General features: G+C 48.9%; 20 protein-coding genes. 19 read left to right on the plus strand and 1 reads right to left on the minus strand.

What is annotated here, in order from left to right; genetic code table 11:
* From DW931_RS06660 to DW931_RS06680, 5 genes are all read left to right on the plus strand, one after another.
* The gene (locus DW931_RS06660; protein ID WP_118468024.1) at window positions 1–1278 is read left to right on the plus strand and encodes a Wadjet anti-phage system protein JetD domain-containing protein; all 1278 of its coding nucleotides are present in this window, start codon (window positions 1–3) and stop codon (window positions 1276–1278) included.
* A 246-nt stretch (window positions 1279–1524) separates the two neighbouring features.
* A complete protein-coding gene (locus DW931_RS06665; protein WP_118468026.1) occupies window positions 1525–2229 on the plus strand; it encodes an FCD domain-containing protein in 705 nt (234 codons plus the stop codon).
* Window positions 2230–2432: 203 nt separating this feature from the next.
* On the plus strand, window positions 2433–3221 hold the full coding sequence (locus DW931_RS06670) for an electron transfer flavoprotein subunit beta/FixA family protein (RefSeq protein WP_118468028.1): 789 nt from the start codon (window positions 2433–2435) through the stop codon (window positions 3219–3221).
* Between the two features lie 11 nt (window positions 3222–3232).
* On the plus strand, window positions 3233–4420 hold the full coding sequence (locus DW931_RS06675; RefSeq protein ID WP_118468030.1) for an electron transfer flavoprotein subunit alpha/FixB family protein: 1188 nt from the start codon (window positions 3233–3235) through the stop codon (window positions 4418–4420).
* Between the two features lie 28 nt (window positions 4421–4448).
* Window positions 4449–5855, plus strand: coding sequence for an FAD-linked oxidase C-terminal domain-containing protein (locus DW931_RS06680; RefSeq protein WP_118293256.1), 1407 nt, complete (start codon window positions 4449–4451; stop codon window positions 5853–5855).
* A gap of 212 nt (window positions 5856–6067) precedes the next feature.
* Here the strand turns inward: DW931_RS06680 and DW931_RS06685 are convergent, their stop codons facing one another.
* Window positions 6068–6670 carry a YcxB family protein gene (locus DW931_RS06685; protein ID WP_182426634.1) on the minus strand — a complete coding sequence of 201 codons (603 nt, stop codon included), beginning with the start codon at window positions 6668–6670 and terminating at the stop codon, window positions 6068–6070.
* 454 nt (window positions 6671–7124) lie between these two features.
* Here DW931_RS06685 and dctP point away from each other — a divergent pair, with 454 nt between their 5' ends.
* From dctP to DW931_RS06755, 14 genes are all read left to right on the plus strand, one after another.
* Complete coding sequence (gene dctP / locus DW931_RS06690; protein ID WP_107000141.1) at window positions 7125–8201, plus strand: TRAP transporter substrate-binding protein DctP; 1077 nt, start codon at window positions 7125–7127, stop codon at window positions 8199–8201.
* Window positions 8202–8598: 397 nt separating this feature from the next.
* Window positions 8599–9099 (plus strand): TRAP transporter small permease, encoded by a 501-nt coding sequence (locus DW931_RS06695; protein ID WP_107000140.1) that lies wholly within the window; start codon window positions 8599–8601, stop codon window positions 9097–9099.
* Window positions 9099–10409, plus strand: coding sequence for a TRAP transporter large permease (locus DW931_RS06700; RefSeq protein ID WP_181357154.1), 1311 nt, complete (start codon window positions 9099–9101; stop codon window positions 10407–10409). Before DW931_RS06695 ends, DW931_RS06700 begins: the two co-directional genes overlap by 1 nt.
* 198 nt (window positions 10410–10607) lie before the next feature.
* Window positions 10608–11309: an MgtC/SapB family protein gene (locus DW931_RS06705; RefSeq protein WP_107000139.1), complete on the plus strand. Its 702-nt coding sequence runs from the start codon at window positions 10608–10610 to the stop codon at window positions 11307–11309.
* A gap of 125 nt (window positions 11310–11434) precedes the next feature.
* Window positions 11435–12874 (plus strand): NAD(P)/FAD-dependent oxidoreductase, encoded by a 1440-nt coding sequence (locus DW931_RS06710; RefSeq protein WP_118482028.1) that lies wholly within the window; start codon window positions 11435–11437, stop codon window positions 12872–12874.
* Window positions 12875–12876: 2 nt separating this feature from the next.
* Complete coding sequence (locus tag DW931_RS06715; RefSeq protein WP_022359839.1) at window positions 12877–14142, plus strand: FAD-dependent oxidoreductase; 1266 nt, start codon at window positions 12877–12879, stop codon at window positions 14140–14142.
* Window positions 14142–14504, plus strand: coding sequence for a DUF1667 domain-containing protein (locus DW931_RS06720; RefSeq protein WP_117796435.1), 363 nt, complete (start codon window positions 14142–14144; stop codon window positions 14502–14504). The genes DW931_RS06715 and DW931_RS06720 overlap by 1 nt, the downstream gene beginning before the upstream one ends.
* A 220-nt stretch (window positions 14505–14724) precedes the next feature.
* Window positions 14725–15537 carry an HAD-IIA family hydrolase gene (locus tag DW931_RS06725; protein ID WP_118468035.1) on the plus strand — a complete coding sequence of 271 codons (813 nt, stop codon included), beginning with the start codon at window positions 14725–14727 and terminating at the stop codon, window positions 15535–15537.
* 1 nt (window position 15538) lies between these two features.
* Window positions 15539–16099 carry a glycerol-3-phosphate responsive antiterminator gene (locus DW931_RS06730; RefSeq protein ID WP_107000135.1) on the plus strand — a complete coding sequence of 187 codons (561 nt, stop codon included), beginning with the start codon at window positions 15539–15541 and terminating at the stop codon, window positions 16097–16099.
* A gap of 388 nt (window positions 16100–16487) precedes the next feature.
* A complete protein-coding gene (pckA, locus tag DW931_RS06735; protein ID WP_118468037.1) occupies window positions 16488–18092 on the plus strand; it encodes a phosphoenolpyruvate carboxykinase (ATP) in 1605 nt (534 codons plus the stop codon).
* Window positions 18093–18521: 429 nt separating this feature from the next.
* Window positions 18522–20066 carry a DNA methylase gene (locus tag DW931_RS06740; protein ID WP_118468039.1) on the plus strand — a complete coding sequence of 515 codons (1545 nt, stop codon included), beginning with the start codon at window positions 18522–18524 and terminating at the stop codon, window positions 20064–20066.
* Complete coding sequence (locus DW931_RS06745; protein WP_118468041.1) at window positions 20067–20615, plus strand: hypothetical protein; 549 nt, start codon at window positions 20067–20069, stop codon at window positions 20613–20615. It abuts the gene before it with no gap.
* 8 nt (window positions 20616–20623) lie between these two features.
* Window positions 20624–20863 (plus strand): hypothetical protein, encoded by a 240-nt coding sequence (locus tag DW931_RS06750; protein WP_147353101.1) that lies wholly within the window; start codon window positions 20624–20626, stop codon window positions 20861–20863.
* Between the two features lie 171 nt (window positions 20864–21034).
* The gene (locus tag DW931_RS06755; protein WP_117796440.1) at window positions 21035–21766 is read left to right on the plus strand and encodes a hypothetical protein; all 732 of its coding nucleotides are present in this window, start codon (window positions 21035–21037) and stop codon (window positions 21764–21766) included.
* Window positions 21767–21823: the final 57 nt, after the last annotated feature.

Below are 21823 nucleotides of genomic sequence, written 5' to 3' on the forward strand. Positions count from 1 at the left end.
ATGGCGGATCGGAAAGAGTGGAAAGAACAGCTTTTAAGTAAATTGCTGGATCAATACGAAAAAAGCGTCACCTACGCCGGTGAAAACAAGGTAAAACAAGTGTTTTCGGTCAAACCATCCGATATTTTCAAGGGCTACAACAAAGATTTTCTCCCGCCGGAACAGCTTTTCCAAGAAAAAGAATTTGAACGACTGATCCGTCAGATGGAATCGGAGGGACTTATTCATGTAGTTCCTCCGAATACTGGTATTCTCCGTCAGATCTGTGCTGTCCCGGAACGTTGGGAAGATTACTATGCCTGCCTGAACCGGACAGAAAAGAATATTCTAAAAAAACGGCTGGAAGAGGTTTATCATCGCTTCTGCCAATGCGATTTATTGGAGGCATATGGAAAAGAAAAGCTTCAGACACTGAAAAACAGCCGTGCGAGAAAGCTGGATGAAAAGAGGGTAGAAAAAGAGATAACCGAGGCAGAAGCTATCTGGAATCTGGTGCAATTTTTAAAAGAAAATCAGGAAAAGCAGAGAACTACGCTGGAGCGGGAAATGTCAGAGGCAGTTCTGCATGACAGTAAACAGTGGGAAAAGATATACCGGAAAAAAGTGTGTGGAATTTTGGAGCACACGGGGCGGTATGATGAACCGCTTGCGGAGCTGGAAGAAGAACGGGAGCGGCAGACGGCGCTTCTGGAGGAATTTTACATTTATTCCAATCCGGCGTATATCTATCTGAAAGGGGATGCGCGGATCTGCCTTGAAGACGGACGCGAACTTCGGATTTATCACGATCTGCCGATGTCGATCCCTTTTGAGACATTCCAGAAGGCAAAAAGCATCCAGATCCGGGATGCGGCGTTGATGACGGTGGAAAATCTGACCTCGTTTCACCGGCTGGAGCGGGAACATATATTTTATCTGTTTCTGAGCGGCTACCATACCCGCACGAAACAGGCGCTATTGCAGCGGATCGCCAGAGAAAATCCGGGACTTTCCTGGCATCATTTTGGCGATCTCGATCCAGATGGTCTGGCGATCGCGGGGCATCTGATCCGAAAGACGGGACTGCCGTTTCAGCTGTGCGCGATGGGTGTGCAGGAATTGCAGCGGTTTCAGACATATGCGAAGCCATTGGAAGCACCCGATCGGGCGAAGGCGGAAGCAATGATAAAACAGGGCAGCAGCTATGCGGGAATATTGCGGTATATGCTGGAGCACAACTGTAAATTGGAGCAGGAGATTATAAGCTGGCAGGAGACGAGATTGGAGAGTTTTCTGTAAAAAGAATCTTTTCGGTTCAATCCGGATTTTTATCTCAGTCGAGAAGACTCCCACCTCTTCAGGTGGTGAGTAATAGCAAATTTGTCTCAGTGGGAGTTGGGTCTCCGACTGAGATAAACGCTCCGCGAGGATGCGCAGTGATTCTGATAGGAATATGTCAGCTTCGCTGACCAGAATCACGCGCCAAGTCTCACGGACGTTCGACTTGAAATATGATAAAGACAAAGTGAAAGGAATGCAGTGTCTATGGAAAAACAGGAAAAAGCCTACAAAGGCGTCATCGAATATTTCAAGAATCGCATCATGGCGGGCGAGCTGCGTCCGGGGGAGAAGCTTCCTCCGGAGCGGGAGATTGCGCAGATGCTGGAAGTCAGCCGCAATTCCGTCCGGGAAGCGCTGCGGATCATGGATATGACGGGAGTGATTTCCTCCCAGCAGGGCTCGGGGAATTACATCACTTGTGAATTTCAGAAAAGCATTGCGGAGACGATGGGGATGATGTTTGCGATGTCCCAGATTAATTATCAGCAGATCAGCCAGATCCGCTATGCGCTGGAACAGCAGGCGTTTTCCCTGGCGGTTGAACATGCGTCGGAGAGCCAGATGGACGCGCTGGAAGAACTGGTAAAACGTCTTGACCGGAGCATGGACGAGCAGGAAAACGCCCGGATTGATAAACAGATCCATTTTACACTGGCACAGGCGTCGGGAAATGTGCTGCTGCTCAATATTTTAGAGGCGTGTTCCGGCGTGATCGATACCTTCATCCGGAATATGCGCGCGGAAATTCTGCGGACAAAAGAGGCGAAAGAAGCACTGAATCTCTGTCACCGGCAGATTGCGGAAGCGCTGCGGAACAAAGATAATGCAGCGGGGAAGGATGCACTGGACCGGCATTTCCGGATGATAGATGAAATTTTGGAAAAAAATGAAAAAACACATTCTATGTGAAAAGATAAACAATCGTTGACAACCAGAACGCAGCCCACTATACTAACGAATAAAGAAAATTGGTTCTACCAAAATTCTTTTTCTTTTCAATAAATTGGTAGAACCAATATGCGGATTAAAAATTCTTTAAAATTTGTGAGGACCTGAAGAGCATCCATCATTTAAAGATTTTTACAAAGCATCCATATGAAGGAGGAAACAGAATGAAGATTCTTGTCTGTATCAAACAGGTACCGGAAAGCAATAAAGTAGAAGTCGATCCGGTTACCGGCGTGCTGAAACGAGACGGCGCGGCTTCGAAGATGAACCCATACGATCTGTACGCGCTGGAGACGGCGTTCCGGATCCGGGAAGAAGTGGGCGGAAGTGTTCACGTCATTTCCATGGGACCGCCGCAGGCGCAGCAGGTGATCCGCGAGGCATTTGCGATGGGCGCGGACGGCGGAACGCTTTTATCGGATCGCAAATTTGGCGGTGCGGATGTACTGGCGACCAGCTATACACTTGCGCAGGGCATCAAGAGCTGCGGCGATTTTGACCTGATCCTCTGCGGCAAACAGACAACGGACGGCGACACCGCGCAGGTTGGTCCGGAGATCTCCGAGTGGCTGAATATCCCGAGTGTGGCAGATGTTGTCAAGATCAATCAGATTGCTGAGGACGGCATCACCGTCAGCATGGATCTGCCGGAAGAGGTCGAGGTGGCGAAAGTGCAGTTTCCGTGTCTCTTAGCCGTTGACAAGGACATTTTTCAGCCAAGACTTCCTTCGTATGTCCGGAAAATGAACACGAAAGACCGTGAAATCCGGATTCTTTCCCTGGCGGATATGGACGATAAAGACGCGATGCACTATGGACTCAATGGTTCCCCGACGCAGGTTCAGCGCATTTTTCCACCAGCTGTCAATGACAAAAAGGAAATGTGGGACGGAAGCGGCGAAGAGCTGGCAGACCGGCTGTATCAGAAGATCGTGGATATGAAATTCGTGTAGGAGGTGGAAGCATGGCTGAGTTAATCATACATCAGGACAAAATCCCGGATAATCAGGAACTTATCAAGCTCTGTCCGTTCGGGGCGATGGAAGAAAAAGACGGAAAGGTGACGATCAGCGCCGCCTGTAAAATGTGCCGTCTCTGCGTGAGAAAAGGTCCGAAGGGCGCGGTTGAATATGTAGAAGACGCGGTAAAACCGAGCGTCGATAAGAGTGCATGGAAGGGCATTGCCGTTTACGTAGATCACGTGGATGGAAAGGTGCATCCGGTTACATTGGAGCTTCTTGGAAAAGCGAGAGAACTTTCCAAGGTAACGGGACATCCGGTTTACGCCCTGTTTATGGGAAATGGAATCAATGCGGCTGCACACGAACTGCTTCATTATAATGTAGATAAAGTATTCGTCTATGATGCACCGGAACTGGCACGTTTCCAGATCGAGCCGTACACGGCTGTTTTTGAAAACTTCATCCAGACAGTAAAACCATCGTCTATTCTCGTCGGTGCGACCACGGTCGGCAGACAGCTGGCGCCGCGTGTGGCTGCCCGTATGAAGACAGGCCTGACCGCGGATTGTACGATCCTGGAAATGGATGAAAATACTGATTTATCCCAGATCCGACCGGCTTTTGGCGGCAATATCATGGCGCACATCAAGACTCCGAACCACCGTCCGCAGATGGCGACCGTGCGCTATAAGATCATGAACGCACCGGAGCGTGCCGAGAAAGAGAGCGGTGAGATTGTGGTCTGTACAATTGAGAAGGAAAAACTGCTTTCCCACGTGAGGGTTCTGGATATCGTAGAAAAGCCGAAGGAAACCTTTATCGAAAATGCTGACGTCCTGGTGGTAGCCGGACGAGGCGTGAAGAAGCCGGAAGATTTGAAAATGCTGGAAAAACTGGCAGATCTGCTGGGAGGTCAGCTTGCCTGCACCCGTCCGATGGTGGAAGCCGGATGGCTGGATGCCAAGTGCCAGATCGGTCTGAGTGGCCGTACGGTCCGCCCAAAACTCATCATCACCTGCGGCGTGTCCGGTGCGGTCCAGTTTACTGCCGGCATGAATCACGCGGAGACGATCGTCGCGATCAATAAAGATCCGAAAGCGCCGATTTTCAAGACGGCACATTACTGCCTGACTGGTGATCTCTATGAGATTCTCCCGAGACTGATTGAGAAGATTGAGATGGGAAGATAAAGATTCACAGGAAGGAGAGCAGGATATCATGGGAAATTACAAGAAAATAGATAAAGATGATATTTTATATATAAAAAACACAATTCAGGATGACGAGCGTGTTCTCGTAGGTGAAAATATCAACGAAGAGTACAGCCACGATGAGCTGAGCGGCACCAGCAGTTATCCGGATGTGGTGGTAAAGGCAAAATCAGCCGAAGAGATCGCGGCGATCATGAAATATGCATACGAAAATACGATTCCGGTGACACCGAGGGGCGCCGGAACGGGGCTGGTTGGTTCTTCGGTTCCGATGGAACATGGCATCATGATCGATACCACCCTGATGAACCAGATTCTCGAATTGGATGAGGAAAACCTGACGGTCACGGTGGAACCGGGCGTCCTTTTGATGGAATTGTCCGCCTATGTAGAAGATCACGATTTCTTCTACCCGCCGGATCCGGGTGAGAAATCAGCGACCATCGGCGGCAACATCAGCACGAATGCGGGCGGTATGCGTGCGGTCAAATACGGTGTGACGAGAGACTATGTCATGGGGCTGGAAGTGGTTCTGCCGGATGGCACGATCACTCAGTTTGGAGGCAAAGTCGTAAAGAATAGTTCAGGCTATGACTTGAAAGATCTGATTATTGGTTCCGAGGGAACGCTTGGCTTTATTACCAAGGCGATCTTAAAGCTTCTGCCGCTTCCGAAGCGTGTCATCAGCCTTCTGATCCCGTTCCCGACCCTGAAACAGGCGATCGACACCGTCCCGGTTATCATCAAATCTAAGACGATCCCGACCGCGATCGAGTTCATGCAGCGGGAAGTGATTGAAGACGCCGAGGAGTATTTAGGAAAAGCGTTCCCGGATAAACAGTCGGATGCGTATCTGCTTTTGAAATTTGATGGGAATTCCACCGAGGAGATCGAAGAAGCGTATGACAAGGTGGCCAAACTCTGCCTGGAACAGGGCGCACTGGACGTGCTGATTTCCGATACCCAGGAGCGGGAGGAATCCATCTGGAAAGCCAGAGGCGCTTTCCTGGAGGCAATCAAGGGATCCACGACTTACATGGATGAGGTCGATATGGTTGTTCCGAGAAGCCGTGTCAATGAGATGGTGACGTATCTGCACGATCTCCACAATGAAATTGATATCCGCATCAAGAGCTTCGGTCATGCGGGCGACGGAAATCTGCACGCCTACATCCTGAAAGACGATTTGAGTGATGAAGAGTGGGAAAAACGGATGTCTGCTGCAATGGAGAAGATCTATCAGAAAGCCCATGAACTCGAAGGTCAGGTGTCCGGCGAGCACGGCATCGGATATGCGAAAAAGCCGTATTTAAGAGAATCCCTGCCGGAGAAGAACCTGGATCTGATGAACGGAATCAAGAAAGTGTTTGATCCGAAGAATATTCTGAATCCGCATAAGGTGGCGCAGAGATAGAAGAAAATAACTGCATTGATATTTTTTAGCCACAAGTGTTGCAAAAACGTTTGAGCACCACGCGGTAAGGCTGATTCTAGGAACTGCAGAAGATTTTTGGCAGAAAAACAGAATAGAACAGCAGGTTTTTGAGAAAGCCACGATCTGAATCAAAGAGTTCAAATCGTGGCTTTTTATAGTTGTTGAACTATTTTATAGTTTATATCTATCGACTATCTTTTCTTCTTCAACGCCTGCATCACCCGAACCAGCGGAATCGTCTTCCTGTAAATCCGTTTCCCACTCTTATTTTCCAAAAATTCCCGAAACGCGCCAATTGATTTCAAATTCTGGCTCTCATCCGAATTTGAACGGGACCCCGCGCTTGCGTCAATCCCCTTTTTCGGCACCATATACCCGCCGTAGGAATCGCGGAACAGATAGAAATAATCGCGGTCCTCACCCAGCTTTTCAAATTCATTGTAAGCCAGTGTGCTTTCGCGGGTGTTTTTCGGAAGAGAATAGACTTCCAGATGATTTTCACGGAATTCATAGCGGGACGCCGGGAACGGCATGCCGCTTTTTTTGATCTGTTCGGCGAGCTTGTGGGCGGTGTGGTTGGCGGAGCTGTAGGTGCTGGTCGTCAGATAGCAGCCGTAGGCGGCTAAGAGGATGCCCCACCACTCGCTTAGATTGATGATACCTCCGGCGATGAACAGGATGCTTAAGATCGTCCGCGTGATCCGGTTGGAAGCGCAGAAGAGATCGTACTGCATCCGGGACAGGGATTCGAAGGTTTTTTCGTTGTGGTGCATTTCTATCTTATAGTAAATCATGGTAAGCCCTTTCATATAAAAAATCAATCATCACCTATATAAAAACAGTATATAGAAGCATAGAAAATATCTTAAGAAGTAGTATACTGTTTCTTCCCTGTTTCCGCAACTGGATCTGTTAAATCTGTAATGTTGATAAAAAATAAACAAGATTGTTACAAAAATATCACATAAAAATCGACTAAAATCGAGAAAAATTATATAATTTCGACAAAATAGCTTGCCTAATCGTAAAATAAGTGTTAAAATTAGGTAAAAGATGAATAAAGGACCAAAAGCAGAGACGAAGAGATGCGCCATGGTTAGAAACAGCTGGAAAAGACTGTTTTTTAAAAATGGTGCTATTTTTTTGCCTAAATGCTGAAATGGTAATTTATTTAGAAAGTAGTAGAAACTGTTGATGAACCGGTCAGAAAGATGACTGGGGGAGGTTAAGAAAAAGGAGAGAAAACGTATGAGAAAAGTATTATCAGTAGTACTGGCAGCAACGATGGCGATGAGCCTGGCGGCCTGCGGCGGCAGCGGCGCAAAGACTGACACAAAGGCAGCAGACGCAGGAACGGCAGCAGGTGACGAGGCATCTGCGGATGATTACTACATCACCATCAAGTTTTCCAACGTATTTCAGCCGGCAGAGTGGAACTACAAAGCCAGCGAATATCTGGCAGACCTGGTAAAAGAGAAGACCGATGGTCATATCACTCTGGAGTATTACGGACAGAACCAGCTTGACTGCTACGCGGAGTCTGTAGCACAGGCACACAACGGCGCTGTCTGGATGGGTCTGGAGGAGCCGTCCTACTTTGCTGATTACATCGGCGATTACAACGTATTAGTTGGACCGATGCTTTACAAGAACAATGCAGAGTATAATGCAGTGATGGATTCTGATATTGTAAAAGATCTGAATGCAAAACTGGCAAGCGAGCACAACATCCACGTTCTGGATACACATTATTCGTTCGGATTCAGAAGCGTATGTACGAACAAGGTAGTTGAGAAACCGGCTGACTTAAATGGTCTGATCATGCGTTCGACCGAGTCTCCGCTGTTTGTTAAGACGATCACCTGTCTGGGTGCTACCCCGTCTGCAATGAGCTTTACGGAGTGCTTATCTGCTATGTCCAGTGGTGTTGTTGATGGTTTCGAAGGTTCCATCTCCACCCTGAAGGATACAGGTGCTTATGAGTACACCAAGAAAGTTGCAAACACGAACCACTTCATCGCAACCCGTTGGTTATTCATGGCTGAGGACGTATATCAGTCCATCCCGGAAAAATGGAGAAACATTCTGGATGAGTGCTGTGTAGAAGCTGGTAAGTGGGAGCAGGAAAATGCTGAGAACGACGAAGCTTCCATGATCGAGTTCCTGAAAGACAAAGGCGTTGAGTGGAACGATGTAGATATTGACGCATTCACAGAGGCTTGTGCTCCGGTTTATGACTGGATCGTAGACGAGTACGGCGCAGATCCGGAACTTCATCAGAAACTGGTTGATTTCCTGAATGACTACCGTGCAAAGAACGAATAATGTAGATTGTTCCGAGCAAATACAGTATTATAAAGCAATTATGAAATGGTAAAACGTAACGGTTATCAGAACCGCTGCAAAGAAGAAAGTATATCTGCCCGGGCTGTCAGAACAAAGAAGATTGTCTGAGGTCCGGGCAGACTTCCGACAAACGTATAGTGCCGGAAATATGAAACTGCTGGTAACTGTTCAGTAGGTCTGCGCATTTACTGCGCTGACCGTACGAAAACATGGGCCAGCAGGGAAAAATCCCATTGCCGTAGGCAATTTTTAATGGATTTTTGCGCGTGACTGTGAAGGTACTGAACAGTTACAACTGCTGGAAAGATGGCTGTATGACAGAACAGTCGTCGGTTATGCAAAACTGACTGCCATTATGAATGCATGAGGATAGACTATGGAAAAGAAAAAAATCACACTGGGGTCGGTGCTGGTAAACCTGGATGCAATTATTACCTGCGTGACACTGACACTCTGTACAATCGTTGTAAACGCAAACGTCCTTATGCGCTATTTCCTGAAAAGACCGTTGTATTGGTCGGAAGAGGTCGCTACGGGGCTCTTCGTCTGGACCGTCTTTATTGGAAGCGCATATGCGTACCGTAAGCACGCACATCTGGGCGTAGACATCCTGATCAACATTCTTCCGGAGAAGATAAGAAAAGTTGTTAAGGTTATTATGGATCTTCTGGAGCTTGTTACTCTGATTATGCTGACCAGAACAAGCGTCCAGTATGTGATGAACACGATGGATAAGCTGACGAATACGCTGCGTGTTCCGAGTTGGTATATTTCCGGCGCGGTTCCGATCGGATTTGGGCTTTCACTGATTTTCTGTATTTACTTTTTGGTTAAGGATATTATCAAGGTATTTAAAGGGAAAGGGGGAAATAACTGATGGGACTCGAATTAATTGAACTCGTTCCGATTTTTATGGTATTTATTCTCTATTTCCTGGGAATGCCGATTGTATATGCACTGTTTGGTTCAACCTTCTTTTATTTTACATTTATTGATACAACCAGTAAAAACTGGCTGATCTTACAGAAGGTTATGACCTCTACACAGTCGTTCTCGATGTTAGCGATTCCATTTTTCGTTATGGCTGGTTCCGTCATGAACTACGGCGGCATCAGTGACAAGATGATGGATTTCGCGGAAGTGCTGACCGGTCATATGAAAGGCGGTCTGGCACAGGTAAACGTAGTACTTAGTATGCTGATGGGCGGATGCTCCGGTTCGGCCAACGCAGATTGTGCGATGCAGTCCAAGATGCTGGTTCCGGAGATGGAGAAGAGAGGTTACTCCAAGGCGTTCTCCGCAGCGATCACAGCGGCTTCCTCGGCTGCTACACCGGTTATTCCGCCGGGAGTAAACCTGATCGTTTTTACACTGATTGCACAGATTTCCCTGGGTCGTACGTTTGCGGCTGGTTATATTCCGGGTATTCTGATGGCAATCTCGATGATGATCGTTGTTTCGATTATTGCACATAAGAGAAACTACCCGACCACCCGTGAAAAATTCCCGTCTCTGAAAGAGATCGTGAAACAGGGTATTACCTCTTTCTGGGGTCTGTTCTTCCCATTTGGTATCATCCTGGGAATGCGTTTTGGCATGTTTACCCCGTCTGAGGGCGGTGCGGTAGCCGTTCTTTACTGTATTATTATCGGACGTTTCGTTTACAAGAAACTATCCCTGAAAGAGCATCTGGTTCCGATCCTGCTTGACAGTATCGCCGGTACTTCCAGCGTTGTCCTGATCATGGTTGCAGCGAATGTATTCGGTTACTACATGACCTGGATTAACCTGCCGAGAGTCGTGGCAACTGGTATGTTAAGCCTGACAACCAACAAGTGGCTGTTCCTTATGGCATGCAACGTAATTCTTCTGATTATGGGTATGTTCCTGGAAGGCGGCGCGGCGCTGATGATTATTACACCTCTGCTGCTTCCGGTTGCAAGACAGCTTGGAATCAATGATTACCACTTTGGACTGGTAGCGATCGTTAACATCATGATCGGTGGTATTACACCTCCGTTCGGTTCGATGATGTTCACGACCTGTGGTATCACGGGATGTCCGATCAGTGAGTTCCTGAAGGAAGTATGGCCATTTATCGTGTCCCTTCTGGTTGTTCTTCTGCTTCTGACCTTCTGCCCGTTCTTAATTACATGTGTACCGGATCTTCTGTACGGCGCAGCATAGAAACAGATTGACAAAACGTTAATAAATTGGATATAATAAAGCCTGTGAGATTAAGAGCAGAAAGGCAAACGTAGAAATACGGATGCTTTCTGCTCTTTTTTGTTCCATAAAAGATACCGGTATCGGTCATGGAAGAGTCTTGTGGAGCGAAAAAGAGCTGTGTTCTAGAAGCTTTACGGGCTTGCAGAGGGAGAAAAAATGGCAGTTTGGAAATGGATTGTGGAGACGGCGGCGACCTGGACAGCGGTCGGCATCTGGATTCGCCTGCTGTTTTCGCTGGCGGTGGGAATGTTCATTGGAATTGACCGTGGCCTGAAACGGCGCGGTGCGGGCATCAAGACGCATGTGCTGGTCTGCCTGGGTTCAGCGCTTGTCATGTTGACGAGTGAATATATGTTCCGGACATTTCCATCTGCAAAAGCGGACATGGCGCGGATGGGCGCGCAGGTTATCAGCGGTGTCGGATTTTTAGGGGTTGGCACGATCATGGTAACCGGGCGTAATCAGGTGCGTGGATTGACTACAGCGGCGTGTCTCTGGGTCTGCGCCTGTGAAGGACTGGCAGCCGGTATCGGATTTGTGGACGGTGCGGTTTACGGTCTGATTCTGATTGCGGTTACCTTGAAACTCCTGACACGTGTGGATACAATGATTCATGAGCATGCAAAGGTGTTCGATTTCTATCTGGAATTTACCAGCAGCCGGTGTGTTGGGGCGTTCATGGATACCATGCGTTCTAAGAATGTGAAAATCGTGTCTTTTGATATTGCCAAGAATAAGTTAAAGGGCGAGGGTCCCTCCGCGACGATGTCGGTGGAAGTGCAGGACAAGTCGCTTCGAAAAACACTTCTGAGCGATATTCAGGCGATGGAGGAGATCCGGTTTGCAGAGGAGCTGTAGCAGCTAAAGGGTTCAGATGGGCTTACGCACGAAATGCAGCAGAAATAGGATGAATTGTCTAAACAAACAGGATAGTTGAAACGAGAACAAGAAAACATTTAGTATAAATAATGGAGGATCACAGTATGAACGGAAATACATACGACGTAGTGATTATCGGAGGTGGCGTCATCGGCAGCAGCATCGCCAGAGCGCTTTCGAAATATGAGTGCCGCACCGTGCTTCTGGAAAAAGAAGAGGATGTCTGCTCCGGCACATCGAAGGCAAACAGTGCTATCGTCCATGCGGGCTATGACGCAAAGACAGGTTCTTTAAAAGCAAAGCTCAATGTAAAAGGCAACGCCATGATGGGAGATTTATCCAAAGAACTCGATTTTGATTTCAAGCGGAATTCCTCCCTGGTACTCTGCTTCGCGCAGGAGGACCTCCCGGCGCTGCAGGCACTCTATGAGAGAGGCGTGGCAAACGGTGTGCCGGATATTTCCATTCTGACCGGCGATGAGGTCCGCAAGATGGAGCCGAACGTCAGCGGGGAGGTTGTGGCAGCGCTCTATGCACCGACTGGCGGCATCGTATGTCCATTTGGTCTGACGATCGCGCTGGCAGAGAATGCCTGTGATAACGGCGTTGAATTTGTATTCAACACAAAAGCAGAAAAAGTTGAAAAAACGACAGAAGGATACCGTGTGATAACCAACAACGGTGTCTTCGAGACAAAATATGTCGTGAACGCAGCCGGCGTGTATTCTGACGAGATCCACAACATGGTTTCGGAAAAGAAGCTTCACATTGTGCCGCGCCGCGGCGAGTACTGCCTGCTCGATAAAGAGGCAGGCAACCACGTATCAGCGACTGTCTTCCAGCTTCCGGGCAAGTATGGCAAGGGAATCCTCGTCAGCCCGACGATTCACGGAAATCTCTTAGTCGGACCGACCGCGGTGGATCAGGAAGATAGGGACGGAACCTACACGACCGCCGAGGGACTGGCAGAGGCATGTGAGAAGGCAGCCAAGAGTGTCAACAACATTCCGTTCCGTCAGGTCATCACTTCCTTCTCCGGCCTGCGTGCCCATGAGGACGGCGATGATTTCATCATCGGTGAGGCGGAGGACGCACCGGGCTTCTTTGATGCAGCCGGAATCGAGTCTCCGGGACTTTCCTGCGCACCGGCGATCGGTGAATATCTGGCTGGGATGATCGAGGAAAAAGCTGGATTTGGCAAGAATCCGAATTTCAATCCGATCCGCAAGGGCATCGTGAAAGCAGCACGTTTAAATACGGAAGAACGCGCAGAACTGATCCGCAAGAACCCGGCATACGGCGCAATCGTCTGCCGTTGCGAGACAATCAGCGAGGGGGAGATCGTGGATGCGATCACCCGTACACTCGGCGCACGCTCGATGGATGGCATCAAACGACGCGTCCGTCAGGGTATGGGACGGTGTCAGGCAGGCTTCTGCACTCCGAGAGCGATGGAAATTCTCTCCCGTGAGACGGGAATCCCGATCACAGAGATCTGCAAAAACCGCAAAGGTTCCGAAATGATAAAAGGTGAGGAGGCATAACCATGATTCAGCATGACATTGTAATTATCGGCGGAGGTCCGGCTGGACTGGCAGCGGCAGCAGCGGCAAAGAAAAGCGGCGCAGAGGATATTCTGATTCTGGAGCGCGACAGCGTGCTGGGCGGTATCTTAAATCAGTGTATCCACAATGGTTTTGGTCTTCATACCTTTAAAGAAGAACTGACCGGACCGGAGTATGCGGCACGTTATGAGGAAGAAGTGAAAAAGCTGGAAATTCCGTACCGCTTAAACAGCATGGTACTGGATATCAATAAAGACAAAGAGATCACAGTCGTAAGCCGCAGCGAGGGACTGGAGCTCATCAAGGCAAAAGCGATTATCCTGGCGATGGGATGCCGCGAACGTCCGAGAGGCGCCCTGAACATTCCGGGGTATCGTCCGGCAGGTATCTACACTGCTGGTACGGCACAGCGTCTCATGAACATCGAGGGACATATGGTCGGTAAAGAGGTTGTCATCCTCGGTTCCGGCGATATCGGACTGATCATGGCGAGACGTATGACACTGGAGGGCGCAAAGGTTAAGGTTGTAGCGGAGCTGATGCCGTATTCGGGCGGTCTGAAGAGAAATATCGTACAGTGCTTAAATGACTTTGATATTCCGTTGAAGTTAAGCCATACGGTTGTGAATATCGAGGGAAAAGAGCGCGTGAAAGGCATTACGCTGGCACAGGTCGGACCGGACCGCAAACCGATTCCGGGTACCGAAGAGCACTATGACTGTGATACGCTTCTGTTATCCTGTGGCCTGATTCCGGAGAATGAGCTGACGAGAAATATGGGCGTGGCGATGAACCCGGTTACCTCCGGCCCAATGGTCAATGACCGTCTGGAAACAGGCATCGAGGGTGTATTTGCCTGCGGCAACGTGCTTCATGTACATGATCTGGTTGACTATGTATCCGAGGAGGCGGCGCTGGCAGGACAGAACGCAGCGAAATATGTGAAATCCGGCGAGACGAAGAAAGGTCACAGCGTGACACTCAAGGCAGAAAATGGCGTCCGCTACACGGTACCGCAGTCGATCGATACCGAGGCGATGGCAGACAAGCTGACGGTTCGTTTCCGTGTGGCAGATGTTTATAAAAACCGCAGCATTTCCGTTTATTTTGACGGAGAGCGTGTGAGCAGCCGCAAAAAACGCGTGCTGGCACCGGGTGAGATGGAGCAGGTAATCCTGACGAAGGAAAGTCTGGAGAAATATCCGGATCTGAAAGAAATAACCATTTGCACGGAGGTGGATGAGTGATGGAAGTAAGAGAACTGACCTGTATCGGATGTCCGCTGGGCTGTCAGCTCACTGTGACGATGGGAAATGACGAGATCAAGGTAGAAGGAAATACATGCCCGCGCGGCGAGGCGTATGCAAAGAAAGAGGTAACCAATCCGACGAGAATCGTTACCTCAACGGTACGCGTCGAGGGCGGCACGATCGAGAGAACAGCGGTCAAGACGGCTTCGGATATCCCGAAGGGCAAAATCTTTGATTGCATGAAGGAGATCCGCGCCGTGAAGGTGGCTGCTCCGGTGCATATCGGGGATGTGATCATTGATGACTGCGCTGGAACTGGGATTGCAGTTGTGGCGAGCAAGAATGTAGAGCGGGCGTAAGGAATCGTGAAGGTGACACCGACAGCCCCGACACAGAATATAGGATGAGAGATGGGAGGTTGTACAGACTCATAGAAAAAGTTTGTGCAGCTTCCCATTTTTGAAATTGAAATATATGAAAAACCTGCTTGCATATTTGGGCAGGATTGGATAAAGTTGTTTTGAAGAAAATCTTTTTTACAGGTACATATTTACAGAGATAAATTACAAGGAGAGAGGCATGGAAAAACGTGAAATTTTAAAGGAGACAGAGCTGTTTGTCCTCGATATGGACGGGACGTTTTATCTGGATACGGATGTGCTCGACGGGGCGTTGGATTTCCTGGAGGAAGTGAAGAAAGCAGGGAAGAGATATGTGTTTTTTACGAATAATTCGTCGAAATCTCCGAAAACATATATTGACAAACTGGCAAAAATGGGGTGTTATATTAAAAGAAATCAGATCATTACATCCGGGGATGTGATGATTCAGTATCTGAAAGAGTATTATCCTGAAAAGAAAGTCTATCTGGTGGGAACGCCGGACCTGGAGGAGAATTTCCGTGAAAATGGCATTCTTCTGACAAGGGAGATGCCGGATGTGGTCGTGATTGGCTTTGATATGACATTGACCTATGAGAAGCTGGAGCGCGCCTGCACGTATATCCGCAACGGCGCTGTGTTCCTGGCAACGCATCTGGATATCAACTGCCCGACGAAGGATGGTTTTATCCCGGACTGCGGCGCAATGTGCGCGGCAATCTCCTTATCGACTGGAAAGAAGCCGAAGTATGTCGGAAAACCATTCAAGGAGACCGTGGATATGGTTCTGGAGATGACCGGGGCAAAGCGCGAGGCAATGTCGTTTGTCGGCGACCGGATCTACACGGATGTGAAAACCGGCGTGGTAAATGGGGCACACGGAATCCTGGTGCTGACCGGCGAGACGAAGCTGGAGGATGTACCGAAGGCGGATGTCGTGCCGGATGCGATTTTCACAGGGCTGAAAGAGATGGGAGAAATACTCAAGACTATGAGAGAAGAGGAAGCATAGAATGACAATGCTTGAATTACTGGAGGAATCTCCGATAATCGCAGCGATTAAGAGCTGGGAAGGGCTGGAAAAAAGTCTTAAATCTGAATGTAAGGTAGTATTTGTGCTGTTTGGCACGATCTGTGATATTGATCAGATTGTAGCGCGCATCAAGGACGCCGGGAAGGTGGCGATCGTCCACGTGGATATGATCCAGGGACTGAGCACCAAGAGGGTGGCGGTCGATTTTATCGCCCACAATACGCGGGCGGACGGTATTATCAGCACAAAAAATACACTGGTGGAGCGCGCGAAGGAGATGGGACTTTATGCGATCCAGAGAACCTTTGTTGTGGATTCGATCGCACTCGATACATTGAAAAAACAGATCGAAATGTTCCGACCGGATGCAGTCGAGATCATGCCGGGGGTGATGCCGAAGATTCTTAAGATCATGCGCGAGTACACCGATATTCCGCTGATCGCCGGGGGACTGCTGTCTGACAAAAAAGATGTGATGGCGGCCTTTGAGGCGGGTACGGATGCCATTTCAGCGACGAATGAAGCGGTGTGGTACGTGTGATTTTAAAACTTAAACGATTTAGACGCTGTGAGTGACAGATATATTTGAAATAATGAAATTGATAAAAAAATATCAATCATTTCGCGATTTCGCTTGATTTTTTACCATGAATGCATTAGAATGATGAAGTAATCTCTTTTGGTAAAAATAGATAAAGAGAAGAAAAGGCGAGTTTTCGCATTGTACAAAATATAAGAACCGTGAAAAGGTAAAGCGGTTGCAAACTATACACATGTACAGTGGGGGACACTGAAATCCCCGGTTCGGTGAGAAATGTCAGACAAAATTTAAGTCGAACGTCCGTGAGACTTGGCGCATGATTCTGGTCAGCGAAGCTGACAATTTCACACAGACGGGAGCCGCCGGATAACAGGAAAGGGGTATTAAGATGGCTAAGATCGATTTAAGCAAGTACGGAATCACAGGAACAACGGAGATTGTTTACAACCCTTCTTATGAGATGCTGTTTGAAGAAGAAACCAAACCGGAGCTGGAGGGCTATGAAAAAGGTCAGGTCAGCGAGCTTGGTGCAGTAAACGTTATGACAGGTATTTATACCGGACGTTCCCCGAAAGACAAATTCATCGTTATGGATGAGAACTCTAAGGACACAGTATGGTGGACTTCAGACGAGTACAAGAACGACAACCATGTAGCATCCAAAGAGACCTGGAACGCAGTAAAGGATATCGCTTTAAATGAGCTCTCCAACAAGAGACTGTTTGTAGTAGATGCTTTCTGTGGCGCAAATAAAGACACCCGTATGGCGATCCGTTTTATTGTGGAGGTTGCTTGGCAGGCTCATTTCGTAAAGAATATGTTCATCGTTCCGACCGACGAAGAACTGGCTAATTTCGAACCGGACTTCGTAGTATACAACGCTTCCAAGGCTAAAGTTGAGAACTACAAAGAGCTTGGATTAAACTCTGAGACAGCTGTTGTCTTCAATATCACAAGCCGCGAGCAGGTTATCATCAACACCTGGTACGGTGGAGAGATGAAGAAAGGTATGTTCTCCATGATGAACTACTACCTTCCGTTAAAGGGCATCGCTGCTATGCACTGCTCTGCTAACACCGACTTAAATGGCGAGAACACCGCTATCTTCTTCGGACTTTCCGGAACCGGCAAGACTACCCTTTCTACCGACCCGAAACGTCTTCTCATCGGTGATGACGAGCACGGCTGGGATGACAACGGTGTATTCAACTTCGAGGGCGGCTGCTACGCGAAGGTTATCAACCTGGATAAAGAGTCTGAGCCAGATATCTACAACGCTATCAGACGTGATGCACTGCTTGAGAACGTTACCCTGGATGAGAACGGCAAGATCGATTTCGCTGATAAGAGCGTAACCGAGAACACCCGTGTATCCTACCCGATCGATCATATTCAGAATATTGTACGTCCGGTATCCTCTGCACCGGCAGCTAATAACGTTATCTTCCTGTCTGCAGACGCATTCGGAGTACTTCCGCCGGTATCTATCCTGACACCGGAGCAGACACAGTACTACTTCTTATCCGGATTTACAGCAAAACTGGCTGGTACCGAGCGCGGCATTACCGAGCCGACCCCGACCTTCTCCGCTTGCTTCGGACAGGCTTTCCTGGAGCTGCATCCGACCAAATACGCAGAAGAGCTGGTTAAGAGAATGGAGAAGAGCGGAGCAAAAGCTTACCTCGTAAATACAGGCTGGAACGGAACCGGCAAACGTATCTCCATCAAAGATACCCGTGGTATCATCGATGCTATCTTAAACGGCGATATCCAGAAAGCTCCGACCAAGAAAATCCCGTACTTCAACTTCGAAGTACCGACCGAGCTTCCGGGCGTAGATCCGGCTATCCTGGATACCCGCGATACCTATGCAAACGAGGCTGAGTGGGAAGAGAAAGCAAAAGATCTGGCAAGCCGTTTCATCAAGAACTTCGCTAAATACGAAGGAAACGAAGCTGGCAAGGCTCTGGTAAAGGCTGGTCCGCAGTTATAATGCCAGAAATAAATGGTAAATAAATCCAAGAGGTAAACTTGGTGAGATAGAAAACCTCCAGTTTGTTTGGATGAGAAATGTGATTCTCATTCGAATGGACTGGAGGTTTTTTGTTTCATAGGAAATACGTCCTATGAAACCCAAAATGCTCCGCGAGGATGCACACTCGCGCGAAGCAGAAACATGTCGCAAGCGACCGCGCGAGACGCCCGGATGTGCCAAGGCACATTTTTTATTGCTGCTGCAAAACACATGTTTGGATTTGAGTATTTCGTGAAGCTGATGGTTATGCTATAATAGAAGCACTTAGTGAGTTTTTAACTGGATTTTCATGTGTACGCTCGGAATCTTTCTGTGCTTGATTTTGTGAGATGATTTTTTACCAGTGGCGCTCAAATTTTAAATTCATAGAGAAGGGAGGAGCCTGCCATGCAGAAAACAGTTTCCAGGCGCGCGTACATTGCCATTGATTTAAAATCGTTCTACGCATCGGTCGAGTGCGTCGAGCGAGGTCTGGATCCGTTGACGACGAATCTGGTCGTGGCGAATCCATCGCGGACGGAGAAAACGATCTGTCTGGCGGTATCGCCGCCGCTGAAATCCTATGGTGTGCCGGGGCGTCCCAGGTTATTTGAGGTGATTCAGCGGATTAGGGAAGTCAATGAGGAACGCCGCAGACGAGCGCTGGGACGCCAGTTCCGGGATAAATCGTGGAGAAATGATGAATTAAAGGCGGATCCGTCGCTGGCGGTCAGCTATCTGGTTGCGCCGCCGAGAATGGCGCACTATATGAAATGGAGCACGCAGATCTACCAGATTTATCTCCGGTATGTGGCACCGGAGGACATCCATGTGTATTCGATCGACGAGGTATTCATGGATGTTACGGAATATCTGGGAATTTACAAGGTTTCGCCGCGCGAGCTGGCAAAGCGCATCATCCGCACGGTGTTAAAGGAAACAGGCATCACGGCGACGGCGGGGATCGGGACGAATCTGTATCTGTGCAAGGTGGCGATGGATATTGTGGCGAAGCGCGTGGAAGCGGACAAGGACGGCGTGCGGATTGCCGAGCTGGATGAGCAGAGTTATCGGGAGCTTTTGTGGACGCATGAGCCGCTGACTGATTTCTGGCGGGTTGGACCGGGCTATCAGAAGAAACTCTGGCAGGCGGGACTTCGGACAATGGGCGATATTGCGCGTTGTTCACTGGGAAAACCGGGCGAGTTTTACAGCGAGGAACTGCTGTACCAGATGTTCGGCATCAACGCCGAGCTTCTGATTGACCATGCGTGGGGCTATGAGTCGTGCACGATCGCACAGATACGGGCGTACAAGCCGCAGAGCAGCAGCCTGGGCTGCGGACAGGTGCTTCACTGTCCGTACACGGCGGACAAGGCGCGGATCGTGGTTCAGGAGATGATTGACGGGATCTCGCTGGAGCTGGTGGAAAAACGGCTGGTGACCGATCAGCTCGTTCTAACGGTCGGATATGACATCGAAAACCTGACCCGCCCGGAGATACGGAAAGTATACAAGGGACCGGTAACAACCGATCGCTACGGGCGGCGTGTGCCGAAGCATGCACATGGAACGTGGAATCTGCCGCGTGCGACTTCGTCCTCAAGCGAGCTTCTGGAGGCGATGGCGGCTCTGTATGATAAGATTGTCAACCCGGCGCTTCTCATCCGCCGGATGTCGCTCTCGGCATGCCATGTGGTAAATGAGAAAATGGCGAAAGAGCGTGAACAGAAGGAAACATTTGAACAGCTTGATTTGTTTACCGATTACGCAAAAAAGGAAGCAAAAGAGAAGGAAGAACAGAAAAAACGCGAGCGGGAGCGCCGGATGCAGGAAGCGCTTCTGACGATCAAGAAAAAATATGGAAAAAATGCGGTGCTGCGCGGGATGAACTTTGAGGAAGGCGCGACCGCCAAGGAGCGGAACGGGCAGATCGGGGGGCATCAGGCATAGATGGAAGATCAATATAGAGTGAATGAATTTGAAAACTTAAAAGGTGGACGAAGCCAAACCCAAAAAGGGCAGGAAAGTGACGCCCAGCGCCGCTACGGCGATATCCTCGGTCATTCTTACCCATTTCCCTTGCGCCATGCACGGATGCCGGTGGAGGACCGGGCGGCGCAGTTCGCCTCGTTTGCCGCACTGAATGGCTATGAGGAGGCGGTAGAGGAGGAGGCGCGTCTGACCGAGCGGGAGATCGATCTGGATGACAGCGTGCGTGAGATGATCAATCAGACGCTTGTGGAAGCGGAGGAGCAGCTGATGCGTGGCGAGACGGTTCGGCTTTCTGTGACCTGGTTCCAACCGGACGTGCACAAGGATGGCGGCGCTTACCGAACGGCAGTAGGACGATTGAAGAAAATCGACTATTACCAGCAGGTTTTGTGGTTGGCGGAAATAAGGAGTGGAAATCAGCCTGGACTTGAAAATATAGGCGGGGAGATCGCGGTAAATTTTCCACAGATCTGCCGTGTGGAGCTGATAGAAGAGGAAGTGGAGTGAAATGTTACATGGCAGCACAGTTGCTGAAGCTTTGTATGGACCTCCTGACCGGCAAAGGAAAATATCGTTACTGTAGGCACTTTTGGAACCGAAAGTGCCGTAAGAAAACGTGGTGGCAGCAGGAATTTGCCGTATTTAAATGCGAAGCCACGGCAAATTCCGTTACTGGGCATGTATGCGTGAACAGTAATAAAATATCAGAAATCCGTAAGAAAAAAGCACTTTTACTTTTGAATGAAATAGGGTAGACTGTTAGAACAGAGAAAACCAGATAGAAGAGCTGAATACAGAGTATAAAGAAAAATATTTCACTGGTTTTAGAAACTAAAAAGTGCCTGGGAAGTTTTGAAAAATTTCAGAGAAGTCCCTGGGAACAGATAGGGAGCAGGCATAAGAACAGTCGGAAGGAGATTCAAATTATGAAAAAAAAATCGTTATATATTGCGGGGATTTGTGCAGCACTGTCGGTAGGTGCGCTTGGGTGCGCTTCCAGTGCAAAAGCGGGCGATGAGGAGAATAAGACGGCTGTCGAAGATACGAAGGCAGCTGGGGAGACTACTGCAGCGGAAACCAGCGAGAGTAATACGGTTATCGAGAAAAACGCCCCGTCCGGTCCGGCATCCGGTACAGGAAAGAAGGTTTCATCCGAATTTATTTGTGTTTATGGTCCGGTTTCGGAGGTTACCAGTGATTCCGTCACGATTGACAATCAGTCGGGAATCAGCAGTGCCGGCGAGATGGTGATCACATTTTCACCGGAAACGCCGATTTTTGACGCAGAGACAGGCAATCCGGTCGATATGACCGAGGCGGAGACGGGAACCGTTGTATATGCCTACATCGGGGAGGCGATGACGATGAGCGAGCCGCCTATCACGAACGGACAGCTCTTCTTCGTCCATGTAACCGATGTGAGCGCCGTGCCGGTTTACACAGAGATCGAGTCGGTGAAAAAGAGTGCCGAGAATGATGATACCGTCTATGTGAAAGCAGAGGATGGCGTGACTTATACTATCAGCGCTGAGACACATATTCTGCCGTATTTAACCCGGAACATCGTGACCGCAGACGATCTGGAATCGGGAAAGAAATGCGCGATCTGGGCGGATGCGGAAGGAAAGGTATCGAGATTGGTGCTGTTTCAGCAATAAGGGCGGATGTGCATAAAGCGATAAAATTATAAATATGTCATGTAGATCGGACGGTTT

It is taken from the genome of Clostridium sp. AM43-3BH (assembly GCF_003479985.1).
Lineage (GTDB): Bacteria > Bacillota > Clostridia > Lachnospirales > Lachnospiraceae > Otoolea > Otoolea fessa.

What these genes read in the sequence shown, in the direction of transcription:
- DW931_RS06755 (WP_117796440.1), top strand. Translation starts at nt 21,035, where the DNA reads ATGAAAAAAAAATCGTTATATATTGCGGGGATTTGTGCAGCACTGTCG.
- DW931_RS06685 (WP_182426634.1), bottom strand. Translation starts at nt 6,670, where the DNA reads ATGATTTACTATAAGATAGAAATGCACCACAACGAAAAAACCTTCGAA.
- DW931_RS06675 (WP_118468030.1), top strand. Translation starts at nt 3,233, where the DNA reads ATGGCTGAGTTAATCATACATCAGGACAAAATCCCGGATAATCAGGAA.
- DW931_RS06725 (WP_118468035.1), top strand. Translation starts at nt 14,725, where the DNA reads ATGGAAAAACGTGAAATTTTAAAGGAGACAGAGCTGTTTGTCCTCGAT.
- DW931_RS06750 (WP_147353101.1), top strand. Translation starts at nt 20,624, where the DNA reads ATGGCAGCACAGTTGCTGAAGCTTTGTATGGACCTCCTGACCGGCAAA.
- DW931_RS06660 (WP_118468024.1), top strand. Translation starts at nt 1, where the DNA reads ATGGCGGATCGGAAAGAGTGGAAAGAACAGCTTTTAAGTAAATTGCTG.
- pckA (WP_118468037.1), top strand. Translation starts at nt 16,488, where the DNA reads ATGGCTAAGATCGATTTAAGCAAGTACGGAATCACAGGAACAACGGAG.
- DW931_RS06695 (WP_107000140.1), top strand. Translation starts at nt 8,599, where the DNA reads ATGGAAAAGAAAAAAATCACACTGGGGTCGGTGCTGGTAAACCTGGAT.
- DW931_RS06710 (WP_118482028.1), top strand. Translation starts at nt 11,435, where the DNA reads ATGAACGGAAATACATACGACGTAGTGATTATCGGAGGTGGCGTCATC.
- DW931_RS06740 (WP_118468039.1), top strand. Translation starts at nt 18,522, where the DNA reads ATGCAGAAAACAGTTTCCAGGCGCGCGTACATTGCCATTGATTTAAAA.
- DW931_RS06670 (WP_118468028.1), top strand. Translation starts at nt 2,433, where the DNA reads ATGAAGATTCTTGTCTGTATCAAACAGGTACCGGAAAGCAATAAAGTA.
- DW931_RS06680 (WP_118293256.1), top strand. Translation starts at nt 4,449, where the DNA reads ATGGGAAATTACAAGAAAATAGATAAAGATGATATTTTATATATAAAA.
- DW931_RS06720 (WP_117796435.1), top strand. Translation starts at nt 14,142, where the DNA reads ATGGAAGTAAGAGAACTGACCTGTATCGGATGTCCGCTGGGCTGTCAG.
- DW931_RS06665 (WP_118468026.1), top strand. Translation starts at nt 1,525, where the DNA reads ATGGAAAAACAGGAAAAAGCCTACAAAGGCGTCATCGAATATTTCAAG.
- dctP (WP_107000141.1), top strand. Translation starts at nt 7,125, where the DNA reads ATGAGAAAAGTATTATCAGTAGTACTGGCAGCAACGATGGCGATGAGC.
- DW931_RS06745 (WP_118468041.1), top strand. Translation starts at nt 20,067, where the DNA reads ATGGAAGATCAATATAGAGTGAATGAATTTGAAAACTTAAAAGGTGGA.
- DW931_RS06700 (WP_181357154.1), top strand. Translation starts at nt 9,099, where the DNA reads ATGGGACTCGAATTAATTGAACTCGTTCCGATTTTTATGGTATTTATT.
- DW931_RS06715 (WP_022359839.1), top strand. Translation starts at nt 12,877, where the DNA reads ATGATTCAGCATGACATTGTAATTATCGGCGGAGGTCCGGCTGGACTG.
- DW931_RS06730 (WP_107000135.1), top strand. Translation starts at nt 15,539, where the DNA reads ATGACAATGCTTGAATTACTGGAGGAATCTCCGATAATCGCAGCGATT.
- DW931_RS06705 (WP_107000139.1), top strand. Translation starts at nt 10,608, where the DNA reads ATGGCAGTTTGGAAATGGATTGTGGAGACGGCGGCGACCTGGACAGCG.